16 protein-coding genes are annotated in these 18697 nt (G+C 45.5%); 12 read left to right on the top strand and 4 right to left on the bottom strand.

Features of this window, described 5'->3' with window-relative positions; genetic code table 11:
• Nucleotides 1-7: 7 nt before the first annotated feature.
• Together K7A41_RS13985 and K7A41_RS13990 are read left to right on the top strand one after the other, a co-directional pair.
• On the top strand, nucleotides 8-1318 hold the full coding sequence (locus K7A41_RS13985; protein WP_265714186.1) for an SGNH/GDSL hydrolase family protein: 1311 nt from the start codon (nucleotides 8-10) through the stop codon (nucleotides 1316-1318).
• Nucleotides 1319-1499: 181 nt separating this feature from the next.
• Nucleotides 1500-1916, top strand: a complete 417-nt coding sequence (locus K7A41_RS13990) for an OsmC family protein (RefSeq protein ID WP_028071895.1) — start codon at nucleotides 1500-1502, stop codon at nucleotides 1914-1916.
• 84 nt (nucleotides 1917-2000) lie between these two features.
• On the opposite strand, the gene K7A41_RS13995 is transcribed toward K7A41_RS13990, so the two are convergent.
• The gene (locus K7A41_RS13995; RefSeq protein ID WP_265714187.1) at nucleotides 2001-3056 is read right to left on the bottom strand and encodes a DUF2157 domain-containing protein; all 1056 of its coding nucleotides are present in this window, start codon (nucleotides 3054-3056) and stop codon (nucleotides 2001-2003) included.
• Nucleotides 3057-3355: 299 nt separating this feature from the next.
• On the opposite strand from K7A41_RS13995, the gene uvrA reads away from it, so the two are divergent.
• The 5 genes from uvrA (at nucleotide 3356) to K7A41_RS14020 (ending at nucleotide 10893) form a co-directional block, all read left to right on the top strand.
• On the top strand, nucleotides 3356-6196 hold the full coding sequence (gene uvrA / locus K7A41_RS14000; RefSeq protein WP_028071893.1) for an excinuclease ABC subunit UvrA: 2841 nt from the start codon (nucleotides 3356-3358) through the stop codon (nucleotides 6194-6196).
• A 111-nt stretch (nucleotides 6197-6307) separates the two neighbouring features.
• Entirely contained in the window at nucleotides 6308-8188 is a 1881-nt protein-coding gene (mutL, locus tag K7A41_RS14005) for a DNA mismatch repair endonuclease MutL (RefSeq protein ID WP_265714188.1), read from the top strand.
• Between the two features lie 29 nt (nucleotides 8189-8217).
• The gene (locus K7A41_RS14010; protein ID WP_037534313.1) at nucleotides 8218-8898 is read left to right on the top strand and encodes a rhomboid family intramembrane serine protease; all 681 of its coding nucleotides are present in this window, start codon (nucleotides 8218-8220) and stop codon (nucleotides 8896-8898) included.
• Nucleotides 8899-8909: 11 nt separating this feature from the next.
• Nucleotides 8910-9788, top strand: a complete 879-nt coding sequence (locus tag K7A41_RS14015) for a rhomboid family intramembrane serine protease (RefSeq protein WP_028071890.1) — start codon at nucleotides 8910-8912, stop codon at nucleotides 9786-9788.
• A 43-nt stretch (nucleotides 9789-9831) separates the two neighbouring features.
• Entirely contained in the window at nucleotides 9832-10893 is a 1062-nt protein-coding gene (locus K7A41_RS14020) for an endonuclease/exonuclease/phosphatase family protein (protein ID WP_232048671.1), read from the top strand.
• Here K7A41_RS14020 and K7A41_RS14025 read toward each other — a convergent pair.
• A complete protein-coding gene (locus K7A41_RS14025; RefSeq protein ID WP_265714189.1) occupies nucleotides 10883-12493 on the bottom strand; it encodes a S41 family peptidase in 1611 nt (536 codons plus the stop codon). The two genes, K7A41_RS14020 and K7A41_RS14025, sit on opposite strands and share 11 nt — an antisense overlap.
• 315 nt (nucleotides 12494-12808) lie before the next feature.
• Here K7A41_RS14025 and K7A41_RS14030 point away from each other — a divergent pair, with 315 nt between their 5' ends.
• From K7A41_RS14030 to K7A41_RS14050, 5 genes are all read left to right on the top strand, one after another.
• Nucleotides 12809-13378 carry a hypothetical protein gene (locus K7A41_RS14030; protein ID WP_265714190.1) on the top strand — a complete coding sequence of 190 codons (570 nt, stop codon included), beginning with the start codon at nucleotides 12809-12811 and terminating at the stop codon, nucleotides 13376-13378.
• Nucleotides 13379-13484: 106 nt separating this feature from the next.
• Nucleotides 13485-14882, top strand: coding sequence for a class II fumarate hydratase (gene fumC, locus K7A41_RS14035; RefSeq protein ID WP_028071887.1), 1398 nt, complete (start codon nucleotides 13485-13487; stop codon nucleotides 14880-14882).
• Between the two features lie 105 nt (nucleotides 14883-14987).
• The gene (locus K7A41_RS14040) at nucleotides 14988-15416 is read left to right on the top strand and encodes a fumarate hydratase (protein WP_232048670.1); all 429 of its coding nucleotides are present in this window, start codon (nucleotides 14988-14990) and stop codon (nucleotides 15414-15416) included.
• Between the two features lie 42 nt (nucleotides 15417-15458).
• Complete coding sequence (locus K7A41_RS14045) at nucleotides 15459-16610, top strand: MFS transporter (protein ID WP_265714191.1); 1152 nt, start codon at nucleotides 15459-15461, stop codon at nucleotides 16608-16610.
• Nucleotides 16611-16630: 20 nt separating this feature from the next.
• Nucleotides 16631-17629 (top strand): acyltransferase, encoded by a 999-nt coding sequence (locus tag K7A41_RS14050; protein ID WP_265714192.1) that lies wholly within the window; start codon nucleotides 16631-16633, stop codon nucleotides 17627-17629.
• A 14-nt stretch (nucleotides 17630-17643) separates the two neighbouring features.
• On the opposite strand, the gene K7A41_RS14055 is transcribed toward K7A41_RS14050, so the two are convergent.
• Nucleotides 17644-18108 (bottom strand): copper resistance protein NlpE, encoded by a 465-nt coding sequence (locus K7A41_RS14055; protein WP_265714193.1) that lies wholly within the window; start codon nucleotides 18106-18108, stop codon nucleotides 17644-17646.
• A 194-nt stretch (nucleotides 18109-18302) separates the two neighbouring features.
• Complete coding sequence (locus tag K7A41_RS14060; RefSeq protein ID WP_028071867.1) at nucleotides 18303-18677, bottom strand: DUF3127 domain-containing protein; 375 nt, start codon at nucleotides 18675-18677, stop codon at nucleotides 18303-18305.
• Between the last annotated feature and the right edge of the window lie 20 nt (nucleotides 18678-18697).

Consider the following 18697-nt stretch of genomic DNA (forward strand, 5'->3'; position numbering starts at 1 on the left):
GATCACAATGAAAAAAAATAAACTCTATATAGCTGCGGCGTTAGCACTTTTAGCTATCGCCTCATGTAAACCGTCATTGGACGAATACACCCCCAGCGCCGGATCCTTAGACTTTTCCAAATATGTTGCTATTGGAAACTCACTGACGGCAGGTTACGCCGATGGTGGGTTATATTTAGAAGGACAGAAAGTCGCCTATCCCAATCTGATCGCAGAGCAGATGAAACAAGTAGGCGGCGGAGAATTCCATGTCCCGTACTTTAGTGAAGCACAGGCCAACGGTTCAGGTTATATTAGCTTAACCGGATTGGTCAATGGTCAACCAGTCACAGCGCAGGTGACTGATAAATTGGCTTACCGCTCTACTTCGCCAAAGTTATTGACAAAGTACACCGATCCAATCAATAACTTGGGGGTTCCGGGTATGCGTATGGATATGGCGTTTGTGGAAGGAATAGGATCACCTTCAGGCAATATGTATTTCGAACGCCTGTTGCCGGATGCAGATGTACGAAAGACATATTTTACTTATTCCACGACACAAAACCACACATTCTTTAGCTTTGCCCTAGGCAACAACGACGCATTAGGCTGGGCAACAAATGGTGGTGTGCAGGACGGCCCGACATCAACATTGACCTCTACAGCTCTTTTCACCTCATTGTTGAACAATTATGTGACTGCATTGACAAATGGGGGGAAAAAAGGAGTCCTCGCTACAATCCCGGATGTGACGGCGACCCCTTATTTCACCACAGTTACGCGGACAGCGTTATTAGCGGCAGTAAACGCTACCAATCCTCCAGCGCCCGTCACTGATATTTATATCGCAACAAAGTCGGGATCTAGAGCTGCCACGGACAAAGATTATTTTGTTCTTCCGTTTTTGTCTTCCGGTTTATTGGGCAAGCCAAATGCCGCTAAAATCCCTTATGGCTTGCATCCGCTCAATCCCGTTGAGGATAGATATGTACTTGATATGAATGAAACAGCCACAGTTGTACAACGTATTAAAGAATATAATGCAGCCATCAAAGCTGCAGCGACCTCAAAAGGACTTGCTTTAGCGGATGTACACGCCTTCCTAAATAACGTGAAAGACGGGGTACGTATCAACGGACTGGCCGTGAGCGCCAAGTTTATTACCGGAAATGCGTTTTCACTGGACGGCATACACCTGACTCCAATCGGGAATGCTCTGATGGCCAATATTTTTATCAACGCGATCAATTCGACATATGGTTCGAAGATTCCGCTGGTCGATGTGTCCCAGTACCGCGGTGTCAAAATGCCAGACACGGCGTCTGCGGCAAACTAATCGACGGATAAGATACTGACAAAAGGCAGACCAATAAACGTCTGCCTTTTTTGTATATTTGTATGAAGTCTCTTCCCTAGCGCAACGTTTCTACTTAGGATTGTGGAGGTAAGTTTGCCTTTGAAAAGTAGTATAATAAGCGTGCTTAAAGACGAGCAAAGAAACGATTAAATTTACAACGATGAAAATCAGATTAAACCGCGTCAATCAGGCTGTACATTTTGAAGCCAGCAGTGAGTTATCGACCGTTAAAGTTAATATTGATGGCTCCGAGGCTATCGGAGGTGAAGGAAAGGGTGTGCGCCCAATGGAATTGGTATTGATGGCATTAGGCTCCTGTAGTGTTTTTGACTTACACAGTATACTGGTAAAACAACGTCAGCAAATTGACGATATTCAAGTTGAAGTGGAAGGAAAACGTCGCGACGAAATTCCACAGATATTTACAGATATCCACATCAATTTCTTTTTAAAAGGTCAAATCGATGAGGTCAAGGCGGCGAAAGCAGCAGAATTGGCCGTTAAAAAATATTGTTCGGTACATGATATGCTTGCAGCTGGGGGTGTCAATATCACCTACTCCTTGAAAGTAAATTAGTCCTTTGCCCTTCCTGTCTATCCTTGGTCATGTTCCGGGAAATCTGTCATCAACAAGGATAGACACTTACTTAAACGGTGCCTGCTATCGGTCCATCTCCTCTTTTCGCCTGTTCCATAATTTCTCGGCCCACCGGCCCACAAACCAAAAGGATACTGCAAGAATCAGGAAGAATACGGCCCGGTTAATATTGTCCCACAGGTACTCCACATACCGTGTGTAAATGTTGAGTACCAAAAATACAAACCCAACCTCACGGGTCACATTGTCTTTTGCTTTGAGGCCATAGATCACCAGAAAAGCGGATACCGCCGTTGATAAAATGCCCCAGTAAAGCATGTGGTACTGGCGCACGGTGGTCCATTCGTAGAAATCCGAATAATTGCCGAAAATCGATAAGGTCCATAGCGACACCATGAGGTAGATCAACCCAATGATATAACTGACCGGCTGAAATTGCTGCAAGCGATCAAACCGGGGCTGTAGCCAGACCGCCGCCGCGGTGATCAGCGCCCCAAAAATCGTAAATCGTAGGGGATAATTCATACCCCAGAACTTGAATCCCCAGTTGCTGTGATAAGCCGTTTCGGTGGCAAACCATACACCCAATGCCAGTAGCATAAAGGTCCAGATCAGCTTACTGTCCAACTTAACGGCTAGCACGCCGTAAATGGCAACCGAAAGCAAAAACAGCAAGGAATAATGCATGGTTTCTTTATCCAGTACCTTTCCCAAAAATCCGATGCAGGCCGCCGTGCCAAATACACCGATCAGCATCATGGTTTCCGTGGATAGATTTTTATAGGGATAACGCTTTTTATAGCGAAAGCCTAAGGTATAAAATAAGACCGCTATTGCAGCAAAAAAGAAGCAGAACAAGATATTAGGTGCTTCGTAGAGCGTGTCGACAAAGGCAAGAAAAGACGCGTCGGTAAACAACGAAAAAACAGCAAACACCAGCGAGGCTAATGCAATCCAAAAGGCGTAACGCGCCAGCTGCCCCCAGTCAAAGCTCTTCACATCCAGACTGTCAAGCAGTTCGGCAGCCTTCTGCTCATCCAGCAGATTTTCTTTTTTCCAGAATCGGACAATGTCTTCTATAGACTGTTTCTCTTGTTTGCTGACGTCGTATTTTCGCATCGGTTTAATTTTTATTTCTGGGACCTCGCTCCAAGACTATAGGTTTATAAAGGCGCCCTATTCACAAGTCGACCGCAAGATAACAATAACCTTTGTAACTTTTTAACTCGTCGTCTACTTGCAACACCGCGCGCCGCTATATCCGCTTAGCAGTCCCTCCTAACGGTCTTACAGATGGCATGATCACTTGTATATCACATTTTGTTCCAAAACACAGATCGGCTGGCATAATTCCTTTAAAATCTGTAATTTTGCATGTTTTGCAATTTATCCCCTAACAAGGGTTTTAAGGAGTTTTCATGGCAGTACAGAAAGGCCCAGATTTGGGCGAGCAAAGTGAAGTTCAAGTATTTGGTGCGCGTGCACACAATCTAAAAAATATAGATGTTTCTTTTCCTAGAAATGAACTGGTGGTAATCACTGGATTAAGTGGTAGCGGCAAATCGTCGCTGGCTTTTGACACGATCTACGCGGAGGGCCAGCGCCGGTATATGGAGACTTTCAGCGCCTATAGCCGACAGTTTCTAGGGGGTATGGAACGTCCCGACGTCGACAAGATATCAGGACTGAGCCCTGTGATCTCCATCGAGCAAAAGACAACGAGCAAGAACCCTAGGTCTACGGTAGGGACCATTACGGAAGTATACGATTTTATGCGTCTTTTGTTTGCCCGTGCCGGCGAGGCCTTTTCGTACGTGACCGGAAAAAAAATGGAACGTATGTCGGACGATCAGGTCATTGAACGCATCCTTGACGAGTTTGAAGGCCAGGCACTCAATATCCTCGCTCCTGTCGTCAAAGGCCGGAAAGGACACTACCGTGAACTTTTCGAACAAATCCGGAAACAAGGCTATGTCAAAGTCCGTGTTGATGGTGAGATTCTGGATCTGGTCCCTAAGATGCAGGTAGACCGCTACAAAATACACGATATAGAAATCGTGGTAGACCGTCTAAAGGTAGAGCGTGAAGACAAAAAGCGCTTGCAGACCTCGGTAATGCAAGCCATGAAGACGGCGAAAGGGATCATCAAAGTATCGACCAAAGATAATCAGGAGCAATTTTATAGCCGCTACCTGATGGATGCAGAGTCGGGCATCTCCTATGACGAGCCACAACCTAATACATTTTCTTTCAATTCGCCCTACGGCGCCTGTCCTACCTGCGACGGTCTGGGCTATATTTTTGAAATCGACAAAAATGCTGTGATTCCGGACAAGAAGCTCAGCATACAAAAGGGTGGATTAGCACCTCTGGGCCCCACACGTGAAAACTGGACATTTGAAGTGTTAAAGGCTGTCGCCAAGAAGCTGGACTTTACAGTGACGACACCGCTTGAAAAACTGAGTGACCAACAGATCGACCAGCTGCTTTTTGGAAATAAAGAAGAGCCTATTGTGGTGACCGTATCATATGGAAGCTATGGTGCCCGTGAATACCGGGTGGAGTTTGAAGGTATCTTCAAAATGCTGGAAGAATTTTCCGGGAAGTCATCGGACGAGGCACCGTCCCTGGACGATTTCCGGACCAAAGTCACCTGTCCAACCTGTCAGGGCGCACGGTTAAAAAAAGAATCCTTACATTTCAGGATCGCCGATAAAAATATTCACGAACTTTCAACATTGGATATCAGCAGCCTGAAAGAATGGTTCGATCAAGTAGAAAGCAAGCTGGACGAGCGACAACTGGTGATTGCGGCAGAAATCCTCAAAGAGATTCGGGCGCGTCTGGGTTTTCTATTGGATGTGGGACTGAATTATCTCACATTGGACCGCACGGCCAAAACCTTATCCGGTGGTGAAGCCCAGCGTATACGCCTGGCGACGCAGATTGGCTCACAGCTTGTCAATGTCCTTTATATTCTGGATGAACCGAGCATCGGACTTCACCAGCGCGACAACGAACGCCTGATCAATGCACTCAAAAATCTCCGTGATATTGGCAACTCGGTATTGGTCGTCGAGCACGACAAAGACATGATTTTGCATGCCGATTACGTGATCGATATGGGGCCCGCCGCCGGTGTTCATGGCGGAACAGTTGTAGCCGAAGGCAGCCCCAAGGAAATCCTGCATTCCGATTCATTGACGGCGGCCTACCTCAATGGCAAAAAAGCAGTTAAAATCCCTGAAAAACGACGCGAAGGCAATGGTAAGACGCTTACCTTATATGGTGCTACCGGCCACAACCTGAAAAACCTGACAGTCACTTTCCCGCTGGGGAAGCTTATCGTCGTATCGGGCGTTTCGGGCTCCGGCAAGTCCAGCTTGATAACTGGGACACTCTATCCGATCTTGAATAAACATTTTTTCCGCGCCAAGGCCACACCGCTGCCTTTCAAGAAAATCGAGGGGCTCGAGCATATCGATAAAGTAATCGAAATCGATCAGAGCCCAATAGGGCGGACACCAAGGTCCAATCCTTCCACCTACACAGGTGTGTTTTCGGATATAAGGACACTTTTCGTGCAGCTGCCGGAGGCCAAGATCAGAGGTTACAAACCAGGGCGCTTCTCTTTCAACGTGAAGGGAGGCCGCTGTGAAACCTGCCAGGGAGCAGGGCTCAAAGTCATTGAGATGAACTTCCTTCCTGACGTGCAAGTTCCCTGTGAAACATGCCACGGAAAACGCTACAACCGAGAAACTTTGGAGGTCCGCTACAAAGGAAAATCCATTTCGGACGTACTCGACATGAGCATCAATGATGCGGTCGGCTTTTTCGAAAATGTACCGGCGATCTACAGAAAGATCAAGACCTTGCAGGATGTAGGCTTAGGCTACATTACGCTCGGACAGTCTTCGACAACCCTGTCCGGTGGGGAGGCCCAACGGGTCAAACTTGCGACGGAACTTTCTAAAAAAGATACTGGAAATACGTTCTATATTCTTGATGAACCGACTACAGGCCTTCATTTTGAGGATGTCAATGTGTTGATGGGTGTCATCAACCGCCTGGTCGACCGGGGCAATACGGTCCTGATCATCGAACACAATCTCGACGTTGTCAAATCAGCAGACTGGGTGATTGATATAGGCCCTGAAGGAGGAAAAGAAGGCGGTCAGGTGATGTTCGAAGGTACACCCGAGCATTTAATCAAAAATAAGAAAAGCGAAACAGCACGTTTCCTTAAGCTGGAAATGTAGTCGATCATATTGAGCAAGGCTCCCCGGTCGTTGATCAGCGGAGCCTTCCCCCACTTATTTTCATCCATGTTTGTGCTTTCTAAATATGGATATTTCGTAACTTTGTATTATATGTCGGATATTATTCAATTACTTCCAGATAATGTTGCCAATCAGATTGCGGCGGGAGAAGTGGTGCAGCGACCAGCGTCTGCCATTAAAGAATTGATTGAGAATGCCATTGATGCTGGGGCTGACAAAATAAAACTTATTGTTAAAGATGCAGGCAAATCGCTTATCCAGGTCATTGATAATGGTTGTGGTATGAGTGTGACGGATGCACGGCTCTGTTTTGAACGTCATGCAACGTCAAAGATCAGAAAAGCAGAAGACTTATTTGCCATTCGCACAATGGGATTCCGGGGTGAAGCGATGGCTTCCATTGCGGCCATTGCGCAAGTCGAGCTAAGAACGCGCCGCGTGGAAGACGAACTCGGCACAGTCGTGGAAATTGAAGGCTCCAAAGTCATCAACCAATACCCCGAAGCCGTGGCCGCGGGAACAAATATTTGTGTTAAGAACCTCTTCTATAATATCCCTGCACGCAGGAACTTTCTAAAAAGCAATTCGGTGGAAATGCGTCATATCATCGATGAGTTTCAGCGGATTGCCCTGTCAAACCCACATATCTTTCTGACGCTGCACAGTGATGGCAATGAGATTTACCATTTGCCGACCGAGACTTTAAAACAGCGTATTGTTCATATTTTTGGAAACAACTACAATCAGCGTCTGGTCCCGGTGGAGGAAGATACATCAATTATCAAGGTAGAAGGTTTTGTCGGGAAGCCTGAATTCGCCAAGAAAACCCGTGGCGAGCAGTTTTTCTTTGTCAACAAACGGTTTGTACGGGATCCATATCTGCATCATGCGGTGATGAATGCCTACGAAGAAATTTTACAGGCCGAAACGTATCCTTTTTATGTACTGTTTATTGACATAGATCCAGCCCGCATCGATATCAACGTCCACCCGACGAAGACCGAAATTAAATACGAGGATGACAAGGCGATCTATGCGATCATCCGTTCGGCAGTGAAAAGATCGCTGGGCCGCTACAATATCATGCCGTCACTGGATTTTGAACAAGAAACAAGTTTTTCCAATCTGATCACCAAGAAATCCCTAGACGAAATCATTGTACCTACGGTTACCTTTAATCCGGATTTCAACCCTTTTGATACAGACAAATCCAAATCGGATTACTCGAGATCGGACAGCTATGCAGAGGGATTTGCAAAGAAAACCGGCGGGATTCCAAGCAACTGGGATTCACTGTACCAGATCGTCGAAAAGGAAGAGTCCATACAGCTGCCGCTGCATACCGAAGCCGAACTGGAAACAGACCGGCCACAAGCTATTCAGGTAGAAGATAAAGCTTCATCCAAATTATTCTTTCAGCTGCACAATAAGTATATTGTATCCCAAATTCACTCGGGCTTTATCCTTATTGACCAGCAGGCAGCCCACGAACGTATTCTTTTCGAACAGTTTCTGACGCAGCTGGAACAACATAAGGGACTGAGCCAGCAAAGCCTGTTTCCGCAGACCATAGATCTCAACCCTGCCGACAATGAGTTAATGAAGGATCTACTGGAGGATATCAATGGACTGGGATTTCAAATTCGGGAATTTGGAAAAAATTCTTATATTATTGACGGAATTCCGGCAGACCTGGGGACTGGCTTTGATGAGATAAAAATGATTGAAAAAATATTGGAAGATTACAAAAATAATCAGTCCGAATATAAGCTGGCCAAGCGGGAAAATCTCGCGAAAAGCCTTGCCCGCAATGCGGCAATCAAGCCCGGCACACAGCTCGATAATACAGCTATGGCCGAATTGGTCGACAAGCTCTTTGCTTGCCAATCGCCCAATATCTCCATCTATGGCAATCCCGTTATCGTCACCTTTACGTTGCAGGAACTGGCCGAGAAATTTGGCAAAAACTAGAGATTAAACAAAACGAGAAGATAAATTATATGTTTCCACAATTGACACCTGTTATTAAGAATTTACTGATTGTAAATATTGTATTCTTTTTAGGATCACAATTTGTGCCTATTGCGGATGCTTATCTTCCCGTTTATTATCCGGATTCGCCATTTTTTAAAATCTGGCAGGTGATCACGCATATGTTTATGCACGCAGACCTCGGCCATATATTCTTCAATATGTTTTCCCTGGTGATGTTTGGCCCGATGATCGAACATGTCCTGGGGCCCAAGCGGTTCCTGAACTTTTATCTGATTTCGGGCATTGGTGCCTGGTTTCTATATACAGCGGTGAATGGCATTCAACTATACCAGGCCACTGGCTCGTTTTTCCCACTTCACGGCGTGAGTGGGAGTGAAATTTTAGCGCTTTCAAATACAGGTAATTATGAAGCAATGACCTATAGGATTCCGATGCTGGGTGCTTCAGGGGCAGTATATGGTGTCCTACTGGCCTTCGCCTACCTTTTTCCAAACATACCGCTTCAATTTTTGTTTATTCCTGTACCAGTCAAAGCCAAATATATGATCGGGGGATTTATTCTGATTGAGATTTATATGAGCTTGTCCAGACCGGGGGATTCGGTGGCGCACTTAGCCCACGTCGGTGGTGCTTTATTTGGCTACCTTTTACTCAAGCTATGGAAGATTAGAAAGGGGATTTATTAATAGGGTGCGAAATGAATAACATTGGTTTAAAAGATTTTTGGAGACAGACGTATAAAACAGGTTCACCGATCCCAATAGTGATCAGTATTCAGGTTGGCCTATTTGTCCTCATTTATTTTTTGGACTTACTTTTTGAGTTAAAGATTGTCCCTCAAAGCTTTCTGCAGCCTATTGTGCAGCACCTGAGCCTGCCAAGCAGCTTTTCAGCCTTTCTGGAGCAACCCTGGTCCTTAATTTCTTCTAATTTCGTGTATGTCAAGCTTCTCAGCATTCTCTTTGACAGCCTTTGGCTCTACTGGGTGGGCCAGATTTTCTTTACGTTCTTAAACAAAAGACAATTTCTCTTTATTTATATTGGTTCATGGTTGCTCAGCAGCGTTCTTTATGTAGGTTTTGGCACACTTATTCCGCCTCCTACCAATCTGTACCTGATGGGCGGCGCGCATCCGCTGGCGGCCGTACTTGCCGCTATCGCGACTTTGGTGCCCAAATATGAGCTACGCCTGCTGCTCTTTGGCACGGTTAAGCTGCGGGTGGTAGCCATCGTTTATTTTGCGCTCGAGTTTTTGTTCCTCACCCTGGGCAACAGACCAGCTGCCATTTCGTACTTTGCCGTGATTCTTTTCGGAATGGTCTTTGTCTATGCGCTGCGATCGGGCATGGACTGGTCGACACTTTTTCAGAAAAAACAGAAAAAGCCTGCAAAAATGAAAGTTGTTGTGGGCAATAATATTCCGGCAAATCGGAAGCATCGTTATGACTTGCCCAATCAGGATGAGATTGACGCTATTCTGGACAAAATTTCTGTCTCGGGCTACGACAGTCTAACGCACCATGAGAAAGAAACGCTCTTTAGGGCAAGCAATAGTGGCGATAAGGTTGATGGATAGAAGGACATTTTTGAGAAGAAAACTGGGATTTATAAGTAAAACAATGTTCCTGGCAAATATGCTTGCGATCATTGCCTTGTTGCTCAGTTATGCCGCCACCTTCATCAACCCCAAGTCCTTTTGGCCCATTGCCTTTTTGGGCCTCGGTTATCTGCCTATTCTTCTCGTAAATATCGGCTTTATCTTTTACTGGCTTCTGCGAAAACGAAAAGTTGCGCTCTTTTCCTTAATCGCCATTCTCATAGGCTGGTCATTTCTGACCAAGCACTGGAACATCCGAAAAGAAAATCCGCCCGTGCCACCCGAAACGCGTACCCTACGCATCATGACATTCAATGCACACCTGTTCAAACGAGTAGACGATGAGAAGAAAAATTTCAAGGCTGATGTCGTCCGCATCATCGACAGCATCTCACCTGATGTGATCTGTTTTCAGGAATATATTAGCAAAATCAAAGGAAAGCACGTCTTTTCGGAGGAATTTAAGGATAAACTGGGTTACGACTATTTTTTCTTTGAGCCCAGTTCCAAAAACGATTACGAAGCCTATGGCATGGCCGTGCTCTCACGTTTCCCGATCTACGATTCGGGCAATATCCGCGACAATGACTATGGCATCAATAGGATCAGCTACGTAGATATCAAGAAGCAGGATACATTGATCCGGATCTATAACATTCATTTACGCTCTTTTGCGCTGCAGAACGAAGACAAGGAATTTATCCAGAACTTTTCCAATAAGAACGAGACCGATAATAAGGCACGGCGCTTGAGCCGGAAATTGAAGAACGCGTTTGAGTTACGTAGCGAGCAGGCGCACTCACTCAAAAAGCATATGAATGAATGCCAATACCCCTATATCGCTGTCGGTGACTTCAACGATACGCCCATGAGCTACTCCGTCAATTTAATCGGTGCCGACATGTTGAATGCTTTTAAAGAAAAAGGGAATGGATGGGGCGTCACCCATCATGCGCTGCTGCCGATTTTTCAGATCGACTATATTTTTGCCAGTCCCAAATTTCAGGTGATGAACTATCAGGTGGTCAGGCAAAAGCTGTCCGACCACTATCCGGTCTGGTCTGATCTGCGCCTTAGACCTTAGGCATCTGATAGCCCAATGTCCGCAGACCTATCTCGATAAACTTGTCCCGCCGGTTTTTAATTTTATAATAGGCTTCACGGCCAAAGTAGTACCTGCCCACCAATGCTTCAATATCGGACTGAATCAGGTCGTGCAAATTCGTTGCGTCATGAGCACTGACCGCAATACCTTTCTGCGTTTTTAAAAACGCGATAAATAAATCAAACTCTGCGGCAGGTAAATGGTAGCCGCTGATAAAATTTTCTATAGAGTAGGCAGGCAGATGTTTCGTAAAACGGTCATAGACAAATTCCTCAATGGCATTCGAATGGAAGATTTCACGATACTTAGCACTTGTCTCGTTTGTATCGATCGGAATATTCACATCGGGAAGGATGCCACCACCACCAAATACCAGTTTACCTTTGCTTGTTGTAAACATCTCCTTTTGCCGGTATTCGGTATCCAGTGTCCAGAGGTCAAAGCCGGTCATGTATTTGGCAGCATCAAAATTTGCGCGCGTATATTTACGCTGAATGCATCGGCCCAATGGCGTGTAATAGCGCGCCACCGTTAGGTTGACTGCCGAACCGTCCGAAAAATCAAATTGCTCCTGTACCAGACCCTTTCCATAAGATCGACGTCCGACGATCGTGGCACGGTCCAAGTCCTGAAGGGCACCACTCAGAATTTCGCTTGCGGAGGCAGTACTTTCATTGATCAGTACGACCACACGGCCGTCTCCAAACTCACCTGCCTTTTCCGAATAATAATCCTGGCGCGGTTCATTCGCCCCCTCGGTATACATCAACAGTCTCTTTTCTTTGAAAAATTGTCCTGCCAGATCTATGGCTGTATGGACAAATCCACCGCCATTGTTCCGCAGGTCCAAGATCAGATCCTGCGCACCACTTTTGCGCAAGTCAAGGAGCGATTGTTTAAACTCTTCGGCAGTTTTGTGCCCAAATCGCCGAATTTTGACATATGCCGTCTTAGGTGCGATCATATAAGACGCATCCAGACTTGAGACATTCACCTGGTCGCGAATGATCCTCAAGGGGTTGCTCAGCAGCTGACCATTCCGCTGCACTGTGACCATAACAGCAGTTCCCTTTTTCCCACGGATCAGTTTTTCAATTTCGGCTTCAGGAATCTTCTTGCCAGCTAGATCCCGATTACCAATCTTCACAATACGGTCTCCAATGCGCATTCCACCTTTTTCAGCAGGTCCGGCTGACACCATGCCAACGACCAGCAGCGTATCTCTTAAACGAAAATATTCCACGCCGATTCCGTCGAAAGACCCCTCTAAAGTCTCTTGTTTGGCAAGCACCTGGTTGGGACGCAAAAATGTCGAAAAAGGATCCAGACGAGAGACCACGTGCTCGATCGCTTCATCCTGAATGGTGTCTATACTGACGTTGTCGACATAATTTTCTGAAATCAGCTGGATCAGATACTGCAATTTATCGGAATTACTTTTGGAACTCAAACTAGAAAAGGTCGTTTTTTGGTTACTGCCCTGTTCCTCGGCATAGTTCTGTCCCAACAGCAAGCCGAGAAGCAATACTGCAGCGTAAGTAGCAGCCACAAAAATATTTCGCTTAATACTCTTTTGCATAGGAAACGAACCCGCGTTTATAAAAGACAAATTGTACAGCTGACCTCCACCAACCCGACAAACTCAGGACCTACCCCAGAATGTAACGTCACAGGACTTTTTTCAGCTGAAAATTACATCCCAAAAGTAGCAAGTTTATTCGGTTTAATGGATATTTGCACCCACAATTTTACATTAAAAACAAAAACTTGCCCGCCTGACTCTTGTTCTGCATACAGCTTACTCATCCATACAGAAAAGCGTGTGAAGTAGGTTTCTGTATTTGGAAATAAGCGTAACTTTACCTTAGTTTGGACTTGAAAAGGAATTTATTATATGCATGAGATCGAGCCCTATTACAATTGGCGGGACTATTATATCGCCGCCGAAGATGAACAATCGCCATTTTATGGTACAGTATATAGTGAATTCAATTTCGACAAGCAGATATACAATTTTCTGCTGCACCCTCAATGGGATGAATTCGGTTCGCTCACACTCTATCTCAAAATTTTGTTTGTCGATTACGAAAAACAATACTGCATTATCGAGCTGATTGGCGAATGGAACGATGCCATCTACAATGATATCATGCTACTGAAAAGGGAGATCATTGATGTGATGGTCAGCCAAGGTATCAAATATTTTATCCTCATCGGAGAGAACGTGTTAAATTTCCACACCTCAGACGATTCCTACTACGAGGAGTGGTTTCAGGACATCGAGGATGGGTGGATCGCCGGTATTGGCTTCAGGCAACATGTGATCGAGGAGTTCCAACAGCAAAATATTGACTATTACATTAATTTTGGCGGTGAAATGAATACGCTGCCCTGGCGCACACTCAAACCCAAGCAGGTATTTCATCACGTTAACGAATCCCTGACAAAACGACTGGGTTTTTAATTTTAATTTTTACTTTTTATCGTATTATCCGTTAACTTTGTCATTGATGTAGTGTGTGCGCTGTGCACCTACTTTGAATTTTTACGTTTTACTTATACATAACAATATGTCATTCAGAATTGAAAAAGATACAATGGGTGAAGTTCAGGTACCTGCAGACAAATACTGGGGTGCACAGACAGAACGTTCGCGCAACAACTTCAAAATCGGTCCCGCAGCATCCATGCCGCAGGAGATCATCGCGGGCTTTGCATACCTTAAGAAAGCCGCTGCTTATGCAAATCACGAACTGGGTGTATTACCCGTTGAGAAGCGCGATGCTATTGCTGCAGTCTGTGACGAAATCCTTGCAGGTAAACTGGACGATCAGTTTCCATTGGTGATCTGGCAGACGGGATCAGGTACACAGTCAAACATGAACGTGAACGAAGTGATTGCTAACCGTGCCCAAGTATTGGCTGGACATAAAATTGGTGAAGGTGAACCGGTATTGAAGGCGAATGATGATGTCAACAAATCACAATCATCAAACGATACCTTCCCTACCGGTATGCATATCGCCGCATACAAAGCCGTTGCTGAAGTCACTATCCCCGGCGTCGAAAAGCTCCGTGATACCCTAGCTAAAAAAGCAGAAGAGTTTAAAAATGTCGTTAAGATCGGCCGCACACACCTGATGGATGCTACACCATTGACCTTGGGTCAGGAGATTTCGGGTTATGTCGCACAGTTGAACCATGGTTTAAAAGCCTTGCGCAATACTCTTTCCCATTTATCCGAACTGGCTCTGGGCGGTACCGCAGTGGGCACCGGCTTAAATACACCGAAAGGCTATGATGTCGTTGTGGCAAAATACATTGCAGAATTTACAGGACTTCCTTTTGTTACTGCCGAAAATAAATTTGAGGCTCTGGCAGCTCACGATGCGATCGTCGAAACACACGGCGCACTAAAACAGCTAGCTGTTGCATTGAACAAAATTGCGAATGATATCCGTATGCTGGCCTCGGGGCCACGTTCGGGTATTGGCGAGATCCTGATTCCAGAAAATGAGCCGGGATCATCCATCATGCCGGGCAAGGTGAACCCTACACAATGTGAGGCTTTGACGATGGTCGCCGCCCAGGTCATGGGTAATGACGTTGCGATCACCATCGGCGGTACACAAGGACATTACGAACTGAACGTGTTTAAACCTGTAATGGCAGCGAATTTCCTACAGTCGGCCCGTCTATTGGGTGACGCTTGTGTGTCGTTTGAAGAGCACTGTGCTGCAGGTATTGAGCCAAACTACAAACGTATCAAAGAACTGGTAGACAACTCCTTAATGCTTGTAACAGCATTGAATACAAAAATTGGTTATTACAAAGCTGCAGAAATCGCGCAAACTGCACATAAAAACGGTACCACGCTAAAAGAAGAAGCGGTACGTCTGGGCTATGTGACAGCTGAAGATTTCGATGCTTGGGTAAAACCTGAAGATATGGTTGGAAGTCTAAAATAAGTTGTGACTATAATTTCAATAAAAAATAAACTGTCAAAAACATACCTACTGGCTCTTGCCGTAGGTATGTTTTTCTTTTTTGCTTCCTGCAAATTCAACTCAGATATGCAGAGTGAGGGTGCTTCATTTTTACAGGGCGAATGGGTGCAGGACAGCATTGCGGGGCAGCAGCAGATGCTGCAGTATACGCTGCATGAATTTAAATTTACCTGCGACTCCATCTACACGGTCTTACATGTGAACAACAAAGTTCAAACAATTCCGGATAGTTGTTACAAAAATGGCTCATGGACCGAACGTGCAAAAGGTATCTATGTCCTCCGGGGTGATTCGGTCATTGTCGACGGTATTTTCACTAAAGAAAACGGCAAACAAAAAATCTCTGGCTGCTACCGTTCAGGACAATACATCCCGCGATTTAAAGTCGTCTATCATGATCCCGACTCGGTGGTGCTGGAAAGCCGCTTTGACCAGCGGCCTATTATTCTAAGAAAAGTTAAGGATATCAGCTGTGTACCCAAGAAGAGGTATTAAGATTTTATTCTTACATTTGACTATCAACTTCTAACCGTCTATATGAACAAAGGAATTATTGCTTTGGCTTTTGGAGGGCTTGCCATCGGGATGACTGAATTTACGATGATGGGCATTTTACCGGATATTGCTAAAGATCTCCATATTGAAATACCTACTGCGGCCCACTTAATCGCCCTATATGCGCTGGGCGTTGTTGTAGGTGCTCCTACACTCGTCTTATTTACAGGAAAATACCCCCCCAAGAAGGTCCTGCTTTTCTTGATGCTCTTATTTTTTATCTTCAATGGTTTATTCAGCATCGCCCCCGGGCAATTTCTGATCAGCCTTTCACGCTTTATGGCCGGGCTTCCGCATGGGGCTTTCTTTGGCGTAGGCTCTGTCGTCGCCGCCAAACTCGCGCCGAAGGGGAAGGAAGCACAGGCGATCTCGATCATGTTTACCGGCATGACCATCGCGAACCTTGCGGGGGTACCTTTGGGCACCTATCTGGGACACCATTATTCCTGGAGGCTGACCTATGGAATCATCAGCATGCTCGGCTTGCTTACCTTTGCGGCAATATATGCGTGGATGCCCAAAATTGAAGCGTCAAAGCAAAACAATATCTTTAGCCAGCTCAGCTTTTTCAATAAACGCATCGCTTGGCTATTGATGGCAATTATCGCCATCGGTACAGGTGGCTTGTTTGCATGGATCAGTTATATTGCCCCGCTGGCGACCAAGGTATCCGGAGTCGCGGCTGACCGTGTGCCGCTGATTATGATTCTGATCGGTATCGGTATGTTTTTCGGAAACCTAATCGGGGGCAAACTAGCAGATACCATTTCGCCAACGAAGGCAGCGATTGCCAGCTTTACCGCTATGGCATTGTGCCTGGTCATGGTATATGTTATCTCCCCACTGGGCTGGACCGCATACCCACTGGCTTTCATTACGGGCCTGGTGTCTTTTACGATCGGCTCCCCGACCCAGCTTATGCTGATCCGCGCATCCAAAGAGGCTGCGACACTGGCCGCTGCCGGTGGACAGGCGGCATTCAATCTCGGGAATACACTTGGCGCATTCTTAGGCGGGATTCCCATTACTTTGGGACTTGCCTATAACACTCCTTCGTTGGTAGGTGTGGGCATGGCCAGCATCGGCGCCCTTTTGACCTTATTGTATCTTAAAGTCTATGACAGCCAACGTTAACATCGCCGACTGGAAAAGCCATGGTTCGAACTAGCTATATCAGCGTATTGCGCATTGTTGCGATCTTTTTGGTTATCCTGATCCACTCTTCTTCAGGATACCTGAATAGCAATCAGTTTGACTTCTTTGACTGGAATTATGCCAATTGGCTGAATAGCTTTGCGCGGTTTTCTGTGCCTCTTTTTGTGACGATTTCCGGTGCACTGCTGTTACGAAAGGAGGAGCCTACTACAACCTTTTACAAAAAACGTCTGTTCAAGATCATCCCACCTTTTCTATTCTGGACGCTAATTTACCTTTCCGGTTATTTCGTGCGCTACACCGATCTGTCCTTATTAAGTTTTCCACAAGTTATCAACACTGTGTTAATTAAATTAAAATCAGGCAGTAACGCACATTTATGGTACCTATATATGATCATCGGTCTTTATCTAGCGGTCCCCTATATCCGCAAGATAGTCGTACACTGCACAAAAAAAGAGCTGCAGATCTTCCTATGCCTGTGGTTTGTTTCCCTGTTTTTCACGAGCCGGCCCTACAATGCCTACCTGCCCAATTTTGATCTGAAATTTTTCTCGGGTTATATGGGCTATCTGGTATTGGGATATTATCTGCAAAAGTATCCGATGCATCGAAAATGGCTCAGTTTAGGCTTGTTCATGCTCTTCAACACAATGACTGGAATCGGGACGTACTATTTAAGTGTCTCGAAGGGAGAGTTTGACCCGACGCTTTATAATTACCTGGCACCGGGCATTGCCTTGAGTACAGGCTTTGTTTTTATATTCGTTCAATGTATCAAGCTCCCCGAACAGCTCCATCCATTCTGGAAGTTTATTGACAACCATAGCTTCGGCATTTATTTATGCCATATCCTGCCGCTGACAGTCATCCACCCACTGCTGCCGTTTTCGACTTTATGGAAAATACCGCTGGCAGCAGTCTTTACGTTGATCGCCAGCGCTTTGCTCACCTACTTCCTGCGCAAGATCCCACTAGGTAAATATGTCAGCGGCTAGGTTAGCCATGCTTTTTATTTTTCACCTTCCACTTTGTTATAGACATACAGGTGCGCATTGGGCCCATCAATTTCTTTCCCTTCCTGATCCAGTCCAATCAGCCGGTTTTCGGCCACCTTCAACTTCATGTTGGTTTCCTTTCCCATCAGGTGCACAACTGACCCGTGGTCGTGCCACATAATTTTACCAGAATCTTCAATTTTGGTATTCTTGTTTATGTACTCGCTCACGATAGAAAAGCTGTCGTCGTTTTTCAATGTGATATTTGTTTTGATGCCTTCGCAGTCCGCACACGGGATAGTCGCCTCATATTTGCCGGCCCAGTCCAGGGAATTCTGAGCCGTGTGAACAGTATCTACAGCCATAGTGGTCTGGTCAGACGAATCTGTTGTTAAGATGTGCTGATTTTCTTTTTTAGCCTGATTACAAGACATTAAGGAAAGTGCTGCTAAGCAACAAAATAATACAGATGATTTCATGTTTATGATGTTTTGATTAAAAATATCCTTTATGAAGCAATTTCAGCGCCAAGAACACATTTCCTGTAAGCAAAAAAGTCCGAAAAATAAAGAAGGCTTCAAATTGAAGCCTTCTGATATGTCGTTATGTTGCCTGCATAGACCCTAAAAATCATTTAGGCGGCAGGGCCAACAGGCTGAACGTATGCTAGAGACTAGAATGGCAAGTCATCATCATCTGATGAACCGGACAAATCTACAGGAGCCGGCATATCTGCATAACCGGGAGAAGAAGGTGCCGGAGCTGCATTTCCGAGTTTTGTCACCCGCCATGCCACCAAGGAGTTGAAATAGGTTGTTACACCATCTTTATTTGTCCAAGGGCGACCACGAAGATTAAAAGATACCTCTACTTCCTCGCCAATAGCCAGGTTATCAAAAATTGATGTTCTATCCTGTGTGGCTTCAAAACGGATATATTCAACAAACTGTGGATTTTCGGCATAAGCAACAATCATATCGCGTTTTTTGAATGATTCTGTCACTTGTTGTGTCGCTCCTATCTCGTGTACTTTTCCTCTAATTTCCATAATCAAAAAAATAAATATTA

Origin of the sequence: Sphingobacterium sp. InxBP1 (assembly GCF_026191775.1) — a bacterium.
In the GTDB taxonomy this organism is placed as follows: Bacteria; Bacteroidota; Bacteroidia; order Sphingobacteriales; family Sphingobacteriaceae; genus Sphingobacterium; species Sphingobacterium thalpophilum.